The sequence below is a fragment of the Pseudomonadota bacterium genome, from assembly GCA_023229365.1.
Lineage (GTDB): Bacteria > Myxococcota_A > Polyangia > JAAYKL01 > JAAYKL01 > JALNZK01.
In genome coordinates, this window is sequence record JALNZK010000003.1 from 1 (window position 1) to 15,309 (window position 15,309).

Annotated in this window: 19 protein-coding genes; 5 read left to right on the forward strand and 14 right to left on the reverse strand. The window is 39.1% G+C overall.

Going from position 1 to position 15,309, the window contains the following annotated elements:
• The 3 genes from M0R80_03435 to M0R80_03445 form a co-directional block, all read left to right on the forward strand.
• On the forward strand, nt 1-1,652 hold a 1,652-nt coding region (locus M0R80_03435), incomplete at its 5' end, for a hypothetical protein (protein MCK9458666.1).
• 114 nt (nt 1,653-1,766) lie between these two features.
• Nucleotides 1,767-2,312, forward strand: coding sequence for a hypothetical protein (locus tag M0R80_03440; GenBank protein ID MCK9458667.1), 546 nt, complete (start codon nt 1,767-1,769; stop codon nt 2,310-2,312).
• Between the two features lie 177 nt (nt 2,313-2,489).
• Complete coding sequence (locus M0R80_03445) at nt 2,490-4,271, forward strand: hypothetical protein (GenBank protein ID MCK9458668.1); 1,782 nt, start codon at nt 2,490-2,492, stop codon at nt 4,269-4,271.
• Here the strand turns inward: M0R80_03445 and M0R80_03450 are convergent.
• The 3 genes from M0R80_03450 to M0R80_03460 all read right to left on the reverse strand — a co-directional run bounded on the left by M0R80_03450 (nt 4,263) and on the right by M0R80_03460 (nt 6,165).
• The gene (locus M0R80_03450; protein MCK9458669.1) at nt 4,263-5,015 is read right to left on the reverse strand and encodes a hypothetical protein; all 753 of its coding nucleotides are present in this window, start codon (nt 5,013-5,015) and stop codon (nt 4,263-4,265) included. The two genes, M0R80_03445 and M0R80_03450, sit on opposite strands and share 9 nt — an antisense overlap.
• Nucleotides 5,016-5,340: 325 nt before the next feature.
• On the reverse strand, nt 5,341-5,787 hold the full coding sequence (locus M0R80_03455; protein ID MCK9458670.1) for a hypothetical protein: 447 nt from the start codon (nt 5,785-5,787) through the stop codon (nt 5,341-5,343).
• A 6-nt stretch (nt 5,788-5,793) separates the two neighbouring features.
• Nucleotides 5,794-6,165 carry a hypothetical protein gene (locus M0R80_03460; protein ID MCK9458671.1) on the reverse strand — a complete coding sequence of 124 codons (372 nt, stop codon included), beginning with the start codon at nt 6,163-6,165 and terminating at the stop codon, nt 5,794-5,796.
• A 253-nt stretch (nt 6,166-6,418) separates the two neighbouring features.
• On the opposite strand from M0R80_03460, the gene M0R80_03465 reads away from it, so the two are divergent.
• Both M0R80_03465 and M0R80_03470 read left to right on the forward strand, forming a co-directional pair.
• On the forward strand, nt 6,419-6,754 hold the full coding sequence (locus M0R80_03465) for a hypothetical protein (GenBank protein ID MCK9458672.1): 336 nt from the start codon (nt 6,419-6,421) through the stop codon (nt 6,752-6,754).
• Between the two features lie 255 nt (nt 6,755-7,009).
• A complete protein-coding gene (locus tag M0R80_03470) occupies nt 7,010-8,317 on the forward strand; it encodes a hypothetical protein (protein ID MCK9458673.1) in 1,308 nt (435 codons plus the stop codon).
• On the opposite strand, the gene M0R80_03475 is transcribed toward M0R80_03470, so the two are convergent.
• From M0R80_03475 to M0R80_03525, 11 genes are all read right to left on the reverse strand, one after another.
• Nucleotides 8,292-9,296: a hypothetical protein gene (locus M0R80_03475; GenBank protein MCK9458674.1), complete on the reverse strand. Its 1,005-nt coding sequence runs from the start codon at nt 9,294-9,296 to the stop codon at nt 8,292-8,294. The two genes, M0R80_03470 and M0R80_03475, sit on opposite strands and share 26 nt — an antisense overlap.
• 604 nt (nt 9,297-9,900) lie before the next feature.
• Nucleotides 9,901-10,071, reverse strand: a complete 171-nt coding sequence (locus tag M0R80_03480; GenBank protein MCK9458675.1) for a hypothetical protein — start codon at nt 10,069-10,071, stop codon at nt 9,901-9,903.
• Nucleotides 10,072-10,291: 220 nt separating this feature from the next.
• Nucleotides 10,292-10,564: a hypothetical protein gene (locus M0R80_03485; protein MCK9458676.1), complete on the reverse strand. Its 273-nt coding sequence runs from the start codon at nt 10,562-10,564 to the stop codon at nt 10,292-10,294.
• Nucleotides 10,561-10,959, reverse strand: coding sequence for a hypothetical protein (locus tag M0R80_03490; protein ID MCK9458677.1), 399 nt, complete (start codon nt 10,957-10,959; stop codon nt 10,561-10,563). The genes M0R80_03485 and M0R80_03490 overlap by 4 nt, the downstream gene beginning before the upstream one ends.
• A 162-nt stretch (nt 10,960-11,121) precedes the next feature.
• Entirely contained in the window at nt 11,122-11,520 is a 399-nt protein-coding gene (locus tag M0R80_03495) for a hypothetical protein (GenBank protein ID MCK9458678.1), read from the reverse strand.
• Entirely contained in the window at nt 11,517-11,927 is a 411-nt protein-coding gene (locus tag M0R80_03500) for a YkgJ family cysteine cluster protein (protein MCK9458679.1), read from the reverse strand. Before M0R80_03500 ends, M0R80_03495 begins: the two co-directional genes overlap by 4 nt.
• A gap of 151 nt (nt 11,928-12,078) precedes the next feature.
• On the reverse strand, nt 12,079-12,453 hold the full coding sequence (gene pth2, locus M0R80_03505) for a peptidyl-tRNA hydrolase Pth2 (GenBank protein MCK9458680.1): 375 nt from the start codon (nt 12,451-12,453) through the stop codon (nt 12,079-12,081).
• Nucleotides 12,443-13,030: a hypothetical protein gene (locus M0R80_03510; protein MCK9458681.1), complete on the reverse strand. Its 588-nt coding sequence runs from the start codon at nt 13,028-13,030 to the stop codon at nt 12,443-12,445. Before M0R80_03510 ends, pth2 begins: the two co-directional genes overlap by 11 nt.
• Complete coding sequence (locus tag M0R80_03515; protein ID MCK9458682.1) at nt 13,027-13,470, reverse strand: hypothetical protein; 444 nt, start codon at nt 13,468-13,470, stop codon at nt 13,027-13,029. The genes M0R80_03510 and M0R80_03515 overlap by 4 nt, the downstream gene beginning before the upstream one ends.
• Complete coding sequence (locus tag M0R80_03520; protein ID MCK9458683.1) at nt 13,467-13,964, reverse strand: NADAR family protein; 498 nt, start codon at nt 13,962-13,964, stop codon at nt 13,467-13,469. The genes M0R80_03515 and M0R80_03520 overlap by 4 nt, the downstream gene beginning before the upstream one ends.
• Before the next feature lie 230 nt (nt 13,965-14,194).
• Complete coding sequence (locus tag M0R80_03525) at nt 14,195-15,235, reverse strand: RRXRR domain-containing protein (GenBank protein ID MCK9458684.1); 1,041 nt, start codon at nt 15,233-15,235, stop codon at nt 14,195-14,197.
• Nucleotides 15,236-15,309: the final 74 nt, after the last annotated feature.

A 15,309-nucleotide genomic window follows, 5' to 3' on the forward strand; every position in this document is an offset into this window, starting at 1 on the left:
AGAGAAATGAGATTCGTGGATACTGGCACACTGAAGGTAATCTTCCCGGACTTAAGTTCTCTCCGTCTAATGGTGTCCCTGAATTTTTGGGCGTAGGCTTCGGAAATCCTTGGTATTCTAAACAGGTGTATAAGATTACTTTGGAGGCTGCGGGAGGTCTTCTGTTTAAGAAAGGAGACAAAATATTTGGAGCAACTTCTAAGGCTCGTGCAGAAGTCGCAAGAGTTGTAGGGGATGTTCTCTGGCTTATTGGTGTCCAAGGAACGTTCGATTCTGGAGGAAACGAGGATCTTTACACTTGCCCTGGCGGGACTGATTACACTACAGATACCCTTGTAACGACCCCTGCGTTTGGAGCGGTTTCTGGTTATTACTGCCACAAGATGGATGCAGTAAGAAACACCTCTAATGCAGGCGTAGTTGGAGTTCACACTACCGCATTACAGGCTTGTCTTATGGATCAGATGCAGGACTTCTCCGAGTTCGGAATTACTACGGGGAAGAAGAAGGTATTCGTTACCGTTAAAGACGCTACCGCAGGCACGGCAATCCCAATTTCCGGATGGATGGGTATGCCTATAATGGGTATAAAGTTCAAGACCGGAACCGCGATATTCGAGGTTGGCTCTAAGCTTTCCGCTAAAACAGGTGGAGATGCCGCCGCAGTTATTGGAACTATTATTGGATTCCGTGTTGATACTGGAACTTGGGCTTCCGATGCCGCAGGAATAGTGTTTGTTGCTCAAGATGCAACAGCTCGCGCGGTCCTTAATTCTGATGTACTCACCGATGATCATGGAGCACATAACGCTGCCGCAGTAGCAGATCAGGCCGCGATCCCCGCCTATCTCAACAACGCCGTAAAGATTTACAACAATGCAGATTCTTCAGGTTCTGTTCAGTCTTGGAATGGCGACGTAACAACCTTTGATGAAACCGATACTCTCACATACAACGCCATTCAGAGGACGTTCGATCAAAAGTCTTTATCTGTGTTCGTTAAAGACGCTGGCGACAATACAAAAGTGGGGAAGGGAACTAAAGTTAAGGAACTCAGTTTCGATATAACTGCCGATGCGTTCGCCTACAATGTTGGGCTCCTTGGAAGAAACGTCGAGTATCCAACAACCGAACCTGCGTATCCCGGCGGACTAACCGACTCTTCCCCGTTCGGAGCCTCGGCACGTACTTTCGAGATAGATGGATCGTCCTCTGGACAGGCCGCTCAGGTAAACAAGGCCCGCGCTAGTTTCACTTGGGATTTTGCACCTGGAAAGGGCGTCGTTATCTCGGAGAACTATCCTACTACTTTGCAGCCCACCACCTATAATATCATCGGTACTCTGGATGTACAGTGGAAGAATAACGCGATGATGAAAGCGTTCTGGAACAATCCTTCCGGTTCCGCACCTGCGGCTGGAACCCTCATCTCTAAGAGACTGTCCTTCCTGTTGGACAGCGGAGACGTGGTTTCTACCGGATATAACAAGATGCTTTCCATTGAACTTCTTGGAACTATCGATTCAGCAACGTTGAATAGAGACCAAGATGGGTACATCCAGCCTACTACCATTGAGGGCTTCATGTACGACAGCACTTATACTTGGGGACCCGCTCGTTTCTATGTATACGATGCAACTGCAACACATTAGGTTTCTCACCTAATGTTATTTTTTCTTTTTTTTAAACCAATAGAAATCTTTAAATAGTATAAAACTAATTATAATTTGTAAAATATGTTTTCTTTTAAGAGGATGATAAATACCATGAAGAATAAAATGCTTTTTTCGCAGCGCGAAGATCTGCAACTGAACGCAGACACAAAGATAACGTTGATGAAGCCTGGACAGGATCTTTACCTTAGATATGCTCCTAAACTTGAGAAGGTAATGAAGATTTTGTTCGGCAAGAAAGAGGGAGAGGCAATTTTACCCTGGACAGAGAATGAGGAGGACTACAAGTACGTTAATAGCGTTATTAAGCCTATCCTGATCTATTCCATAAGGAATCCTAACGATTATAGGAAAAGGCTTCTGGTGGACAATGATCAATCTCCTGGGACAGATCAGGAGTACTATGACGACTTTAATCCTGTATTAGATGCTAAGATTCTGGAGAGTCAAGGATTCTACAAGAATGCCGAAGATAATACTAAGATCTTTACTCCTCAGTTGACCTTGTTCTTTATTGTGCTTCGTAAGTCTGGATGGATGTCTTCGGATGACGAAACGACAAAGGAAAATGATGAGATAGAAACCTTTCCTGAAAAGCCCGATGGGGACGAAGAAGCTACTGATAGCCCAATTGTATGATCTCCGACCATCAGAGGTTATAGATCCTTTTTATGAGTGTACCTTATTGGTGAGGGATGAAATAGACCTTCTCTATAAGACATCTCATGAAAAACGGATTATAAGCATTCTTAAGGGCGAGATCTCTGTAACGGGAGAAAAACCAATTCCAAAAGATCCATATCCGAGACCACAACATTGCGATACAAATATATTGACGAAGGGAAGCAAATTTGTCAAAAAGATGATGAAAGACGCGGGCTGGACTTAGATGCTTCTGTCGCTAAAGTTCTAGACGACGAAACTATGGATGCAGCCGGGAGGTTGTACGAAGAAACTTATAATTCGTTTTATCTTTTTGTGGAGAAAATTTTTTCTTTGGCTATTAAGGAGAAATATGGTAAATATGTGGGCGGAGAATATATAAAAAGAAGTTGCGATTTTTTACAAAATAATAAGAGAACGATGTATTGTGGCCCCAGATTGCATTACAAAAGCTTGAGATTTTATTCTTACATTGCTTGGTTAATTTGGAAAAATAAAAAAGATAAAAAAAATCTTGACATTGCATATATTTCATATAATCAGGATTTGTCTGGGGCACACGTAGGAAAACTTAAAGAATTAATAAGTAACTCTTTTTTCTTTGCAGAAGGGCTATATGATGAGTACTCCACGGCCACATCAAAAGCCGAATATAGATGGAGAGACGCTAATGAAAGATCGCTGTCGAAGGCTCCCCATATTAGTATTAATTGTTATAGTATTTTGGGAGCTTTGAGAGGTCTGCATCCTACTCATATCCTCGTAGATGATTTTTATACGGATGAAGATAGGCAAAATGTGGTTTCTGTAGAGCCAGAAATCATCAAAAAGATAAATAGATTGTTTAGAAAAGTTGTGCTTCCTATGCCATTGCCTGGTATCGGAGAACTTCATCTAATCGGAACTCCTCAGTCTTACGCCGATCTTTGGTATCAAAAGGAATTTTATAAAACAAGCGAAGATGATGAAGAGTCTGTAAGATTTAACGTAAGATTAGAACCTGCGATTACTTCATATGACTGGGAAACTAGGACTTTTAGATCCGGAGAAGAAAAGAAGGCTCTTTGGCCCGAAATGTTTTCTTTAAAGTATTTGGAAGAGCAGGGAACCATAATGGCTCCTCAAGAGTGGGCCCAGGAATTTTTAGTGTGTCCGAGGTCAATTTCGGATTCATTCTTTGAAGAAGATAGAATCGATGAGAGTATCCGATTGGGAAAGGAAAGTTTGTTGGTTAACTACGCAGACCCAGCAAGATATAATACCTTCAATCCTGACGATTGGTTTGGTTATAAAATATATGGTGCGTATGATCCTGCCAAATCCCGAGACCCAGCACATTTTACAGTTTTTGCGTATAATAATGGAGTTTTAACACAATTAGTAAGTAAATTTATGGATAAGTGGGACTACAGCTATACTACACCAAGCAAGCCATCGCAGTTTAAATATATACGAGATGCAGTAGAGCATTTTAATATTCAAAGGATATGGGGCGACAACACTAATTCGGTATTAACATCTGCGATTGAACAAGGGGAAATTCCTGGATTAACTGAGGTTAAGATTACTCATAGCTTAAAAGGAAAATTAGCTATCTCTTTACAGAAACACTTGGGAAAACCAAGTTTACTGTTGTTGGACGACGACAGGCAAAAAAGAGGATTTCTTGCAATTCAGAATAACGGATTAAAGGCAATCCATAGTAAAGACGGGCATGGCGAGCCCCTCACGTCGAGTGGTCTGGTTACGGTCAATGTCTTAGACGCCGGAAACGGGGACAACGTAAGACGAATAAAAATAAAAACAGACAGGGATAAAATCCCCAAGTACTATCGTGGATACTTCCTGTCGCGCGGCGCGAATGGATCTCAAAGAACGGACCTCCCGTTTAATAATTTTGGGGCTAGGAGAAATCTGATGGGGAGATTAATATAATTTTCCTCGGCCACAGTTACAATTCCAACATTCGAGGCAAAAATCTTCTTTAATGGATTGGGGCCAGCCCAATTTCCTAAAACGTTTTATTAATCCGATCCCACTTCGCGGATGATTCCCCAATCTTCTTTGTTCCCCACCGTCGTTGTGTATATGAGACATAGTGAGGAACCTCAATTCAGAAATACCGCAGGAACATGGACCAAAGAAATCAAACGCTTCTTTCCAAAGTTTGGTCCGATATCTTTGGTATACATTTTGTTTTTCTCTTGGGATATCGAGGTAATCTCTCGATCGGGAGCAATTATGATTATAGCAAAGTACCCTAAGATTTTCTGTGTTTTTGTAATATCCACTAACAATGGCGGAGTATAATTTTCCTGAATATAATCCATTCTTTTTATCTAAATTTCCGGTTGAGTCTATGTGATCAATTGTTAAATGACTTATATTTTGGTCTCCACAAATTATGCAACGCGGGCCTCCTATTTTATTGAAAGCGGATATTTTTAATTTTAGGTTAAATTCTTTTCTAGATCGCTTGGTCTCTTCTTCGTGGAGTATCCTATAGTTTTTGCTGTATAAGATGCTGGCTGTCCTAGTCTTATCATAATATTTTTTTCTTCGGATTTTTCCTTTCTCTAGAATAATATCGCTTGATTTTCTATATATTTTTTGGTATTCGTTTTTCTTCCTTTTTTTTTCTTTTATCAACTCTTCATAACTCAACTCCTCAACCTCCATATCTACTCCCCCTCTCCAAACACCCTCTTATACTCACGATTAATCATGTCGCGAAGGAACCCCGCGCCTGAAACTCCCTCTCGTTTGGAGAGTTTTTCTAGTCTACTTTTGATCACGGTCGATGCCTTAAATGTCATAACTTCATCTTGTTTAATATTGTCCATCAAAAATCATTCTCCAGAAAAGGTTAAATACCGTAACGTTCTAATAGTATTTATAACTTTCGGATGAACATATCGGAAACGTCGATAAGTTCAACTATCTGGAAATTCCAGATAGTTCAAAAAAAAAAGAATCGAACCATTAGCTCCAATCTAACAGTTCGTTATGCAAGAGCCGATTCGCATCCCGCATCGAAAATAATCTGTTCCTCCTCCGTTAATTGCTCTCCACGAGCCACTTTCACAGCGATGGCCTCAAATTTCTTCTGCATTTCCGCTTCCTTTTTCTTGTCAGTTGCTATAGACTCTTTAACGATCTTAGCAAACAACCCTTCTTCAACCTTTCCGGCTTCCTTCTTACTTCTTATTTGTTCGTAAGTTGCCAGAATCTTATTTAGATTCCCAAACTGAAGCATTTTTTTATGTTGAAGTTCAAAGTCTATTTTATCGGTATCTAAATCGTGACTAATATTTAATGTCCGCCATACCATATCGATGTACAATATTGTTCCCATATCAGGTTTCGTGTCCCCTTCTTTCAGTATTCCCATCTTCCGTCCGCGCTCAATCGTCCTTTGTATATCTTGAAGAATCACACCATCTAAAACCACTATCTATCACTCCTTTATCTTTAACATAAATTCCTTGTAAGAAAATTGCTTTCGTCTTTTTGTTTTTGTTGAAAATCTTCCTGGATATTGAATGTCTAATGACTTGTAATATCCGGTAGAGTCCCAATATCTAAGTTCCCCACAACTTTTTGCATACGATTCAGGGTATGCATCTTCATATTTAATACCAAAATGAGAAGAAAGTATATAATCAATTAAAGCAGATCTTTTGTTTTCGGGGACAATTTCTGAAATTTTCTGTAAAAGAACGAGATTTAATGTTAATGTCCTTGGCCCTTTTCTTTTTATTTTTCCAGACGGATTCGCTTTTAATGGAGATATCCATCCGTTTTCAGATATACAATCCTTAAATTTCATTATTCTCCAGACTTATTAATACCCCATTTATTAGGTCCCGTACAATTCGAATACGCCTCATCGTAATTTATACCAAAATAATCAGATAATACTTTATCGGCATAAGCGTTAAGATCGGTAGTGTTATCTAATTTTTCTTGGACTAAATAGTTAAGATGAACGGTAATTTGTTTAGTATATTCAGACATTAAAATAAATAATATATTTGATACTATATAAACGTTTCGGTTTTTATTTAATTCATAATTTTAAAATGGAATTTGAAACTAGGATTTCTTTTGTAGGGGAAACCTTAAAATTGTCCATTTTAGGGAAACCCTTAAATGTTATTAAGACTCTATATCTCAGTGGGAGTGATCATGATATGAGAGAACCTATCAAAGTTCAATGGCACAAGAAGAGAGACGAGTCGGTTTTGAGTACCTACAGAAACTTCATTTTATGTAGAAGTAATATTGCTATAAAATGGTGGTACGACGAAGTGACCATTGGTGAAGCCGAGCAAGGCTTAGATTTGCAAGATGCTAACAGAAGTTTAATTTATACAAATTGGGATCATTATGTCTCAACAAAGGGTTGGATGGTATAGGGAGGATGTAGCCGATGGAGGAGCGAATTATCTGTTGATGACTCAGGAGAGATTGAGGAAGTTTGCTTTATTGAGATTCTCGATTTCGATTCGATATATTATAAAGAATATTTAGAATGGTGGAGTAATTTGGCTCTGCGGGTTGAGATGTACGAAGTGTTAAGTGGGATGTAGAATTATATCGTGAATTTGTAATTATATTTAATTCATAATTTTAAAATACGTATTTAATTGCTAACGGAGATTGGAAGAAAGATGTCTGATTTTAAAGGCGATATTCAATCTAAGTTAGAGAAAGGAATCCTTAATCAACGAGTGTCTAACAAGGATTTAATACTCGCTGCCATGAATCCTTTGGTCCAAGCTCTGTCTGGAACCGATACGCAATTAAAATTTTCTAAACCATTTTATCATAATGTCTATGATCCGAAAGGAAAAGTAGACGTGGAAATGAGTCACGATATTGCAGAGAACCTAGAAGATATAGATTTCTTCTCTTGGGCTCAGGTTGCAGATTCGGATGGTTTTAGAGGTGGTCGTGGAGTCTCAGAACTCGCTTGGGGAAAGGACTCCAATTCTGGATATGTAAATTATACTGCTATGCAAAGAAGACCTTATGACTCGTTTATAAGACCCAAAAATGATAAAATAATTAGCACGGCCCTTCGCTGGAAAGGAATGTATTACGATAATGAAGGGGGACTTAACTTTGACCAAACTATAAGTTCTGGTACTAAGTCTGGGAAAATAATCAGTTTGGATAAAAATCAAGTATTCTCTTTATCTCCATTGGGATCTAGGTTCATAGATGAAAGCATATTAGAGTACCTTTTACCATATATTGATCTTGCTGCTTACAGCTACGACCTAATTTATGTTGTCATGAATGAACAGATTAATCCCAAAGATCTGGTTATTACAGATGAAAATATGCCGGGGACATCAGATATTGCAAAGAACATATTAGAAGGTAATAATTCGTTTGAGAATACACCGATTCCTTCCAATATGAGTTTAAATCGTCCTCACTATTACGACCGTCAGGACATACTTTCTTTCTATAATTTCGCAACTCGTGAGATGTATAAGATAGTTTTTCCGGTTTCGGCGCTTTCAGATGGAGGGGAAGGGAAGTCGGCGCTACTCGATAACAGCTCGGCCAGCGCAAAAATGTCAACTTTCTTTGCGTATATTCAATCTGGTAGGTTAAAATTCTGTAGAGAAGCCAGCAAATTTGGAAATAATTGGCTTGATATTAATGGATTTAAAAAGAAAGGATATCGCTACGAGCTGATCCCGGCCCCAATCGAACCAAAAGATACACAAAATGAATTAAAAATTATGATCGCGGCCAGAGGAAGTGGGGATATCAGTCAACAAGAGTACAGGAATTGGATAAATAGTTCTGTAATTGGAATTCGGCTCCAAGAAAATTTTGAGTCAGAAAAAGATTTAGGACAAAAGGCCCAACCCAAAGTAGATCCTGCGGTTTCAAAAGTGTTAGATAAGGTCGCGGATGGGGACGATCCTATTCAAGCTATGGCTGATGTGGTGGCGAGGTAAGATTTATTCCCCTTTGTGAACTGTTTCTCTGTTTTCTAACTTGTCGTGAGCAGTTGCAATTAAAACACTCTAAACAAAAATCTTCTTTTATAGACTCGTTCCAGTTTATTTTCCTAAATTCAGTTAACAAGTCGGTGCCACATTTTTCTCCGTTTCGTTTTCTTTCAGCCCCGTCGTCATGAACATGAGAAATCGTTAGGTATTTAAGGTTCGTGTCGTCACACGTTTTACATGGCCCAAAAAGGTCATACGCTTCTCTCAAAAGTTTAAGTCTCCATCTTTGTTTATAGGTTAATTCCGTATCTAAGAGATCAAAATATCCCCTATACGATTTTGCGCAGTTATGATTCCAACACAGGACCTGAAATTTTTCCTTTAATTGCTCTAAACTCCATCCTTCTTTTATTAGCTTTTTAACTTGTTTTATACTGCTATTGAGGTTCATTTCTTTCTTATCTTTTGCCCCGTCGTTGTTGATGTGATCAACCGTTAACGTATCTAAATCGGTTATGTTACACTGAGCGCACTTTCCTCCCAAGAGATTTATAATGTCTTCTTTGGGTATTTTACTTTTCTTTGTATATTTTCCATCTAAAAAGGTTATTTGCTTTTCTGCATATTTTATTTTGCTTATTCTTTTTATCCCTTTCCGATGGGTTTCCCGGTATTCTGCGTTCTTAATTTTAATTGATTCTTTATTTTTATCTTTGTATTCCTTATTCTTAATTTTAATAATTTCTTTGTTCTTTTCTTTATATTCTTTTGATTGTTCTTTAACGTAATCCTTATTTTTCTCTTTCCATTCCTTGCTCCGTGCGAGAATTGTTTCTTTGTTTTCTTCGTAATACTTTTCTTTATACGCAACCTTCTCTGGTTGGTTTTTTAGTTTATGATATGATTTTCTTTTAGTTGCTCGTATTTCTTCTTTGTGGTCTTTGGTATATTGTTTTAAATATTCATCTCTATTATTTTCAGTCATTATATAATAACTATTCTAATAGTATATAAAGTTATCTATTATTCCGCCGCAGTCTGATTATATAGTTTAAAATGGGAGAAAACTATTAAAATCCAAATCTCGGCCTCTCGCCAAAATCCCAAAAGTTGCAAAGTCGAGTATCTACGAGGTAAAACGTCCTCATCCTTTTTCTTTTGTTATCCCACCTTGTACTTTCAGTCCATTTACCAAAAGTCTTCCCCGATACAATAATCGCCCCACTCAGCGTCGAATTACAGATAACATAATAACGAGGCTTGACCACCAACCCATCGTAATGGTGGGCCACGTCCACGATTACCGAATTATAAGGGAACTCCTTCAACCCACCAAACTGTAAATCCGGTCTATGTTTCACTTCAATAACGTTTCCATTAACCACCAAGTCTCCAGAGTCCGCATACTCCCTAATCCGTCCAGTATCCGGTCTTATCCCAATCGGCGGCAACGTAACCGTATACCCACTGAGTCGTAAATTTCGCGCCACAATCCAGGTACTCAAATCGGAAGCCAATAAATCTTTAATAAAATTGGGGTCTATGGTGTCGAAATTATTAATAATAAATAACACTCCTTAAAAAAAAGTTTAAAATCTACTAGGCTCGTCTACATCTTTTGTTGCTTCTTTTTCTGCCTCTTCTAAATCTTCGCCCAATTCTCTGAGGGCATATCTCGCCTCTTCTCTAATATGTTTTTCGTCTCCATGTGGATGATAGGCTATGTGGTACAGACATTCTATCGCTTGCTCTAGATTCACTTAAACCTCTGGCATATGTCATATTTCCTAAAAATTTCATGTCCAATAAAAAGCGATATCATTAGAAATATTAATGTCCATATTAAACAAAATAATCCGCGTAATATTTCGGGGTATTCTAATAATTTTGCTAATATGCCAGCCACAATTACGATACAGATAATTACCGATGCTCCAACAACTGTCTTCGCCGTCTGACAGGCATAACGTTTCAATTGACTCATGTTTTCTCTCCGTCGTCCTCTAACATTTTACTTAAGTATTCATCTATAGATTTTTCTCCCGAGTCAATAAGGAGTCCTCTTTTTGTTATCATCCGAAAACCCTTATCTTGTTTCGGCCTTACGTGAATCGCTATTAGGTTGGCCACATATTGTTCGGGAGTTACCGCCATTGTTTGACATTTCTTTTTCAAGAGGTCTAGATCGGATTTTGGAAGAGATATATTAATACTGCGAGGAATTGACCGAAAAATATTAGATAAAAATTTCATATCTTCTCTCCCCTCTTAAAATATCTACATTCTCCTTCCATCAAACATTCTTCTACGCTGTCGTCACATATCCACCCGATTATACCATTAGTAATCCTTACGATCCATTCAGGGTTGATCATTACTCCGTCTGCGTACCAATAATGAGGAAGTTTAAGGTCAATCTTGTTTTCTTCTAACAGACTTTTATAAGTCAAAAATAAAATTTGTCGGAACTCTTGACAGCGCTTCATTTCTGGCGCAGTTTCTGCGGATAATACGATTATAGCATAGGCTAAAGGTTTATACTCATCGGGAATTTCCTTGAACAATGATTTAAACTTTTCGGCGGAATGTCTTCCCGCTTCTGTGAAAAATGATTCTGGTAAATTTCTTGTTAACCAATCGTCGTTCATTGTCTCTCCTTTAACACGGTTTCAAGATTCTTTCCACGATTGGGGCAGTCTATATCAAACTCGTAGAAGCCTGATTGGCCTCCAGTTTGGTCTAATGGTATCGGTTGAGCCTCAACGCGCTGAGCCGTACCACAATGCCAACACTTGAAATTGACTATCATTTTATGCCTCTCCCTTAATCCACTCATATGTATTCACATGCGTCCGATTTACCAGATCACGCGCCGCCTGTTCTTGCTCGCGTTTTATTTCTGCTATTTCGTTTTGTCGTCTTACATATTCGATCTCAACCATCTTGACTATTTCGAGATCGGTCGTATTGGTAATCATTGAGCAATTTAATAATTTCAACGCATTGACCATCGCGTGATTGTCGCAAATATATGAGTCCACGCTTAAAATTACATTCCAATTATTTTCTGCCAGATCAAATTCAATCATGTCCTCAAGTTGATTATCGAGTATATTGACATACTCACCGTCAACTCGCGTGATCGCAATCGATCCGTTATCGGCGCACGACAGGCCGATTAGTATTATAAATATTAGTAAGTATTTCATTTTATTTCTCCCCTCTCCTTCATTTTCTCGTAAACTCCACACGCAGGTTCACAGTGTAATGGTACAATAAATTCTCTCGATTCTATTGGCTCCGACGATAAAAACGGATGCAACCGACATATTTCCGGTCTAACCTCATATATTTTACACTTCTTGTTTTTAAGGTTATAAAATTTACAAGGTCTATCGTGCTTAATAATTAGCGAACCATTTTCAGGATTAATTCTACAGTGTCTTTTTGCTGCGACTTTCATCGACTTCCCAAAGTATTCTGCGATCCTTTTTAAATCTTCCATAGTGACATCTATGGGCGTACACTGAGTACAACAGTTTCCACAATTGGAACACTCAAATTCTTCCTGAGCCCTTAAACGGGCTGCGTAAGTTGGGCTAACGTAGTACATCATCTATACATCCCCATTTCTGTCATAGAGGCAAAATACCCTAGAGATGAAAGAATCACATGTAACGGAACATAGCGAAAATGTTCTTTTGCACAAGATAGGGCGAGGTAAAAATATAAGGTTCCATATAGGCCCCATCCGATTGAAAAGAAAGTTATTTCCATAGTCCCAATCTCCCCGTAATTTTATCGATATTCTCGTTTAAATCAGGTCCGATTCCTATGCAGGTAAGAGTGTTGGGGTCCAGTTCTGTCAGGCCGAAATCATAAACCGTATAGAACGGAAGATTGTGTTCCGCACACTTTCCTTCGAGCGCTATAATTTCTTTCGCCGATGGGACCCTAAGAACTATCTTTCGAAATCCTTCGGCAAACCAATTTTCCAGCGTTGCTTTTGCTCGATATACTCCAGATCCGTTACATATCACTCCCACGCTCGCGTGAGCTACCTGAACCGCCAGTTTCCCCGGCGACATTTTAAGATCTTCTCGGACAACTATTACTTGCTTATAAAGGAATTTAGTAGTCATAATATTTGTCATCTCCGATTTTCTCTACTTTAAGAACTTTAATGGTCGGAACCGTAATTTCTAGATAATTGTCATATTCCATATCTTCCTCTTCTATTATCTTTCTGTCTGCTTCATCTGGATCTGGAGCGCTCACAACCATTTTACCTGTAAAGGTGGTCTTAACCGTAAACTCCACCATATAGTCGGGCATCTCTTCCTTTCTCCTCTTAATTTCTTCGTCCCACAGTATACTCTTCATACAGTCTTCTAGGTCATAAAACTTTTGGTGGAGCCTTTTGAGATTATCAAGACTCGTATTATGCTTTCCAAGGAAGAACGAGATCTGATTTGCAATTTCGTGTATCTCAGATTCGGAGTCTTTAGTATTCATAGTTTTGGTTTCTTCTTTGTGTTGCTCGATTTCTTCCTTCGTGATTTTTCGTAGATCTTCTGCATAATATTCATGCCCTTCTTTGTCCGTGCAATACGCTTTTTTACTCCATGTACTAAATCTAATTGTTTTTATTTGGAACACTAAAAGGGGTGGATATGCGAGTTGTACCCAATCGCCCGTCTCCAATATGTCGGAACTCATTTCCTTAACCTCTCTATATCATCTAGAATAATGTTCGTGATTTCTTTTACTACCACTTCAAGTTCAGCAAGACCTTTCATATGACTCATTAAATCTTGAATCTTTTCTGGCGGAGTTTTTCTACAGTCTGGACATAGATAAAAGTATCCAGCTCTATAATCGTCCGACGCGGGATAATCATAACACGAGTAAGAGTCTCCACTATATCCGGCATCACCTACTTCAAACTCATATTCCTCAAAGATTTTATTTTTCTGAAGGCAAAAATTGCAAGCATGTTTTCCACACCCCAGACATGAGGGCATTCTGTCTCCCGATCCTCTGGCGCAAAAATCACAGTCCCAGACAATTCTAGGGACATCTATAGTAATTACTTCGTTCACCGCTGGCACGACGGTTCTTACTTCTTTTTTTCTCTCGATAATGGTTTTTTGAGTCATAATCCGTCTCCGTACATTGGAGTATCTAATCTTCTCTTTACGTTTTCTTTTATCTCATCCCTTACCTGCACCAAAAGTTTTCCTAGCATATTCTGACTTCCGGGAAGCGCTCCGCCCCAGAACATATCAGTTGGCGAATCCTCAATAAGAATTGCATCTCCAGTCCATAGTAACAAGTATCTCAGGGTATTATTGTAGTGGAACTTCTTTCTCAATCCTTCCAACATAACCTCCGTTTTCTTTGTCTCCCACTTTTGAACCATTTCTTCGGGTCTCAAATTTCTGCCCGCGGTCATGGCGGCGTAAGCGGTTGGTGCTCTTCGTATCCATTCTTTCATCGCGTAACTTTTTGCTTTTTGAGATTGATAATAATGTTCGTTCGTTTGATAAGTATCCGGTTTGGTTCCATATCCAAAATCTATTGGTTCTCTCCAAAAATTAGACAGGAATCCATAAGGCTCCTCTCTTAAATAAAATCTTATTTCTTCGGACATTTTACTTTTCTCTCCTTAAAATATCATCTAAATGTGTAACGGCCATTTCTACGGCCTTTCCCGGATTATGTCCCATATTCATATATCTAGATTGCTCGGATTGGATATATGCATCTATCAGTATGTGGTACTTTGGAACGGTCATTTCCTGTTTAATTTGTTCTATTCTTTTATATAAGTTTTCGGACATATCACTTTCCCCTCTTTATGCCTCGTAATATACATATTAGCTAATTATGGTGCGCGGAAAGGGGAATTGTGCGAGTTCCCCGCCAAGTTACTTTTGTTAATATATTTAGGTCTTCTGACTTCGCAATTTTAGTAATCCGTTTTCCTGTTCTAACACTGTGTAGGGAAATTCTACCCTTATAACTTCCACCAATATAGGTTAATTTCCACTTAGGATGCCGAACCAAGGTTCCTCTGCTAAATCCCATTGATCGCGTCCCGCCTTGGGGTCTTCTAGTCCCTCCTTTTGTGAATTGAAACATATGTAATTGTCTTCTATTTAACACTATAGGTGTCCAATAGTTTAAATCTTTTGTGGTAGGTTGGCCTGCTCCGCAGATACTAGCAGCCATAACCCAAGCATCCACTGCATGAGATTCGAACACCTTCCTGGATTTAACGGAAGTTTTCTTCAGTCGGTACGTATCGCGGAGCATCTTAGTGTCGTAACCTCTAAATAATTCTAGCTTCAGCCGCATATCCCGAATTGTTTGGTAGAACCACGCTTTTCCCACTTCTAAAGGCGAGAAATTCACATTGAACTTTCGAGCCCCTTTCCTGGTCTTAGCCGCTATATCTTCCACGCAAACATCTGTGATAGGTAACACCCTCTTTATCTGTTTTAGTATTCGTACCTTGGAATTCCATCTAGCTAGGGTCGAAGGCGGCAACCACTTTTTATTTCTATTTCGGTTAAATCTGGCGGGTCTTCTCCAACAGTTTCTATGCCTCCTAGATTTTCGTAGATTACGGCGTCTCTCGACCGCGCCCTTAACGTGAATGGGCTCTTCCTGCATACCATTGAGTACCGTCTTATGTTGCCCTACCACGCTCCACCCGGTCCACTTTGATCCAGGGTCAATACCAACTACTAACTTCTGGTTATCGGGTACGACCTCTTTGTGTAATATAATACAGAATATTCCTAATTTATTCCAGTAGGCGGATGCCTTTCCGTTATCGAGCAGTTTCCTCGCGTGTGCCGGTGATGTAGGCATTAACGGAACCATTCTTGAATCTAATACGGGTATTTGTTGCGACATATTATGTCTCCTACGGGTTAAACCCGCGTAACATTTCCCTTCGAGATTGCAGAAAAAGCTTAGCCGGATAACGG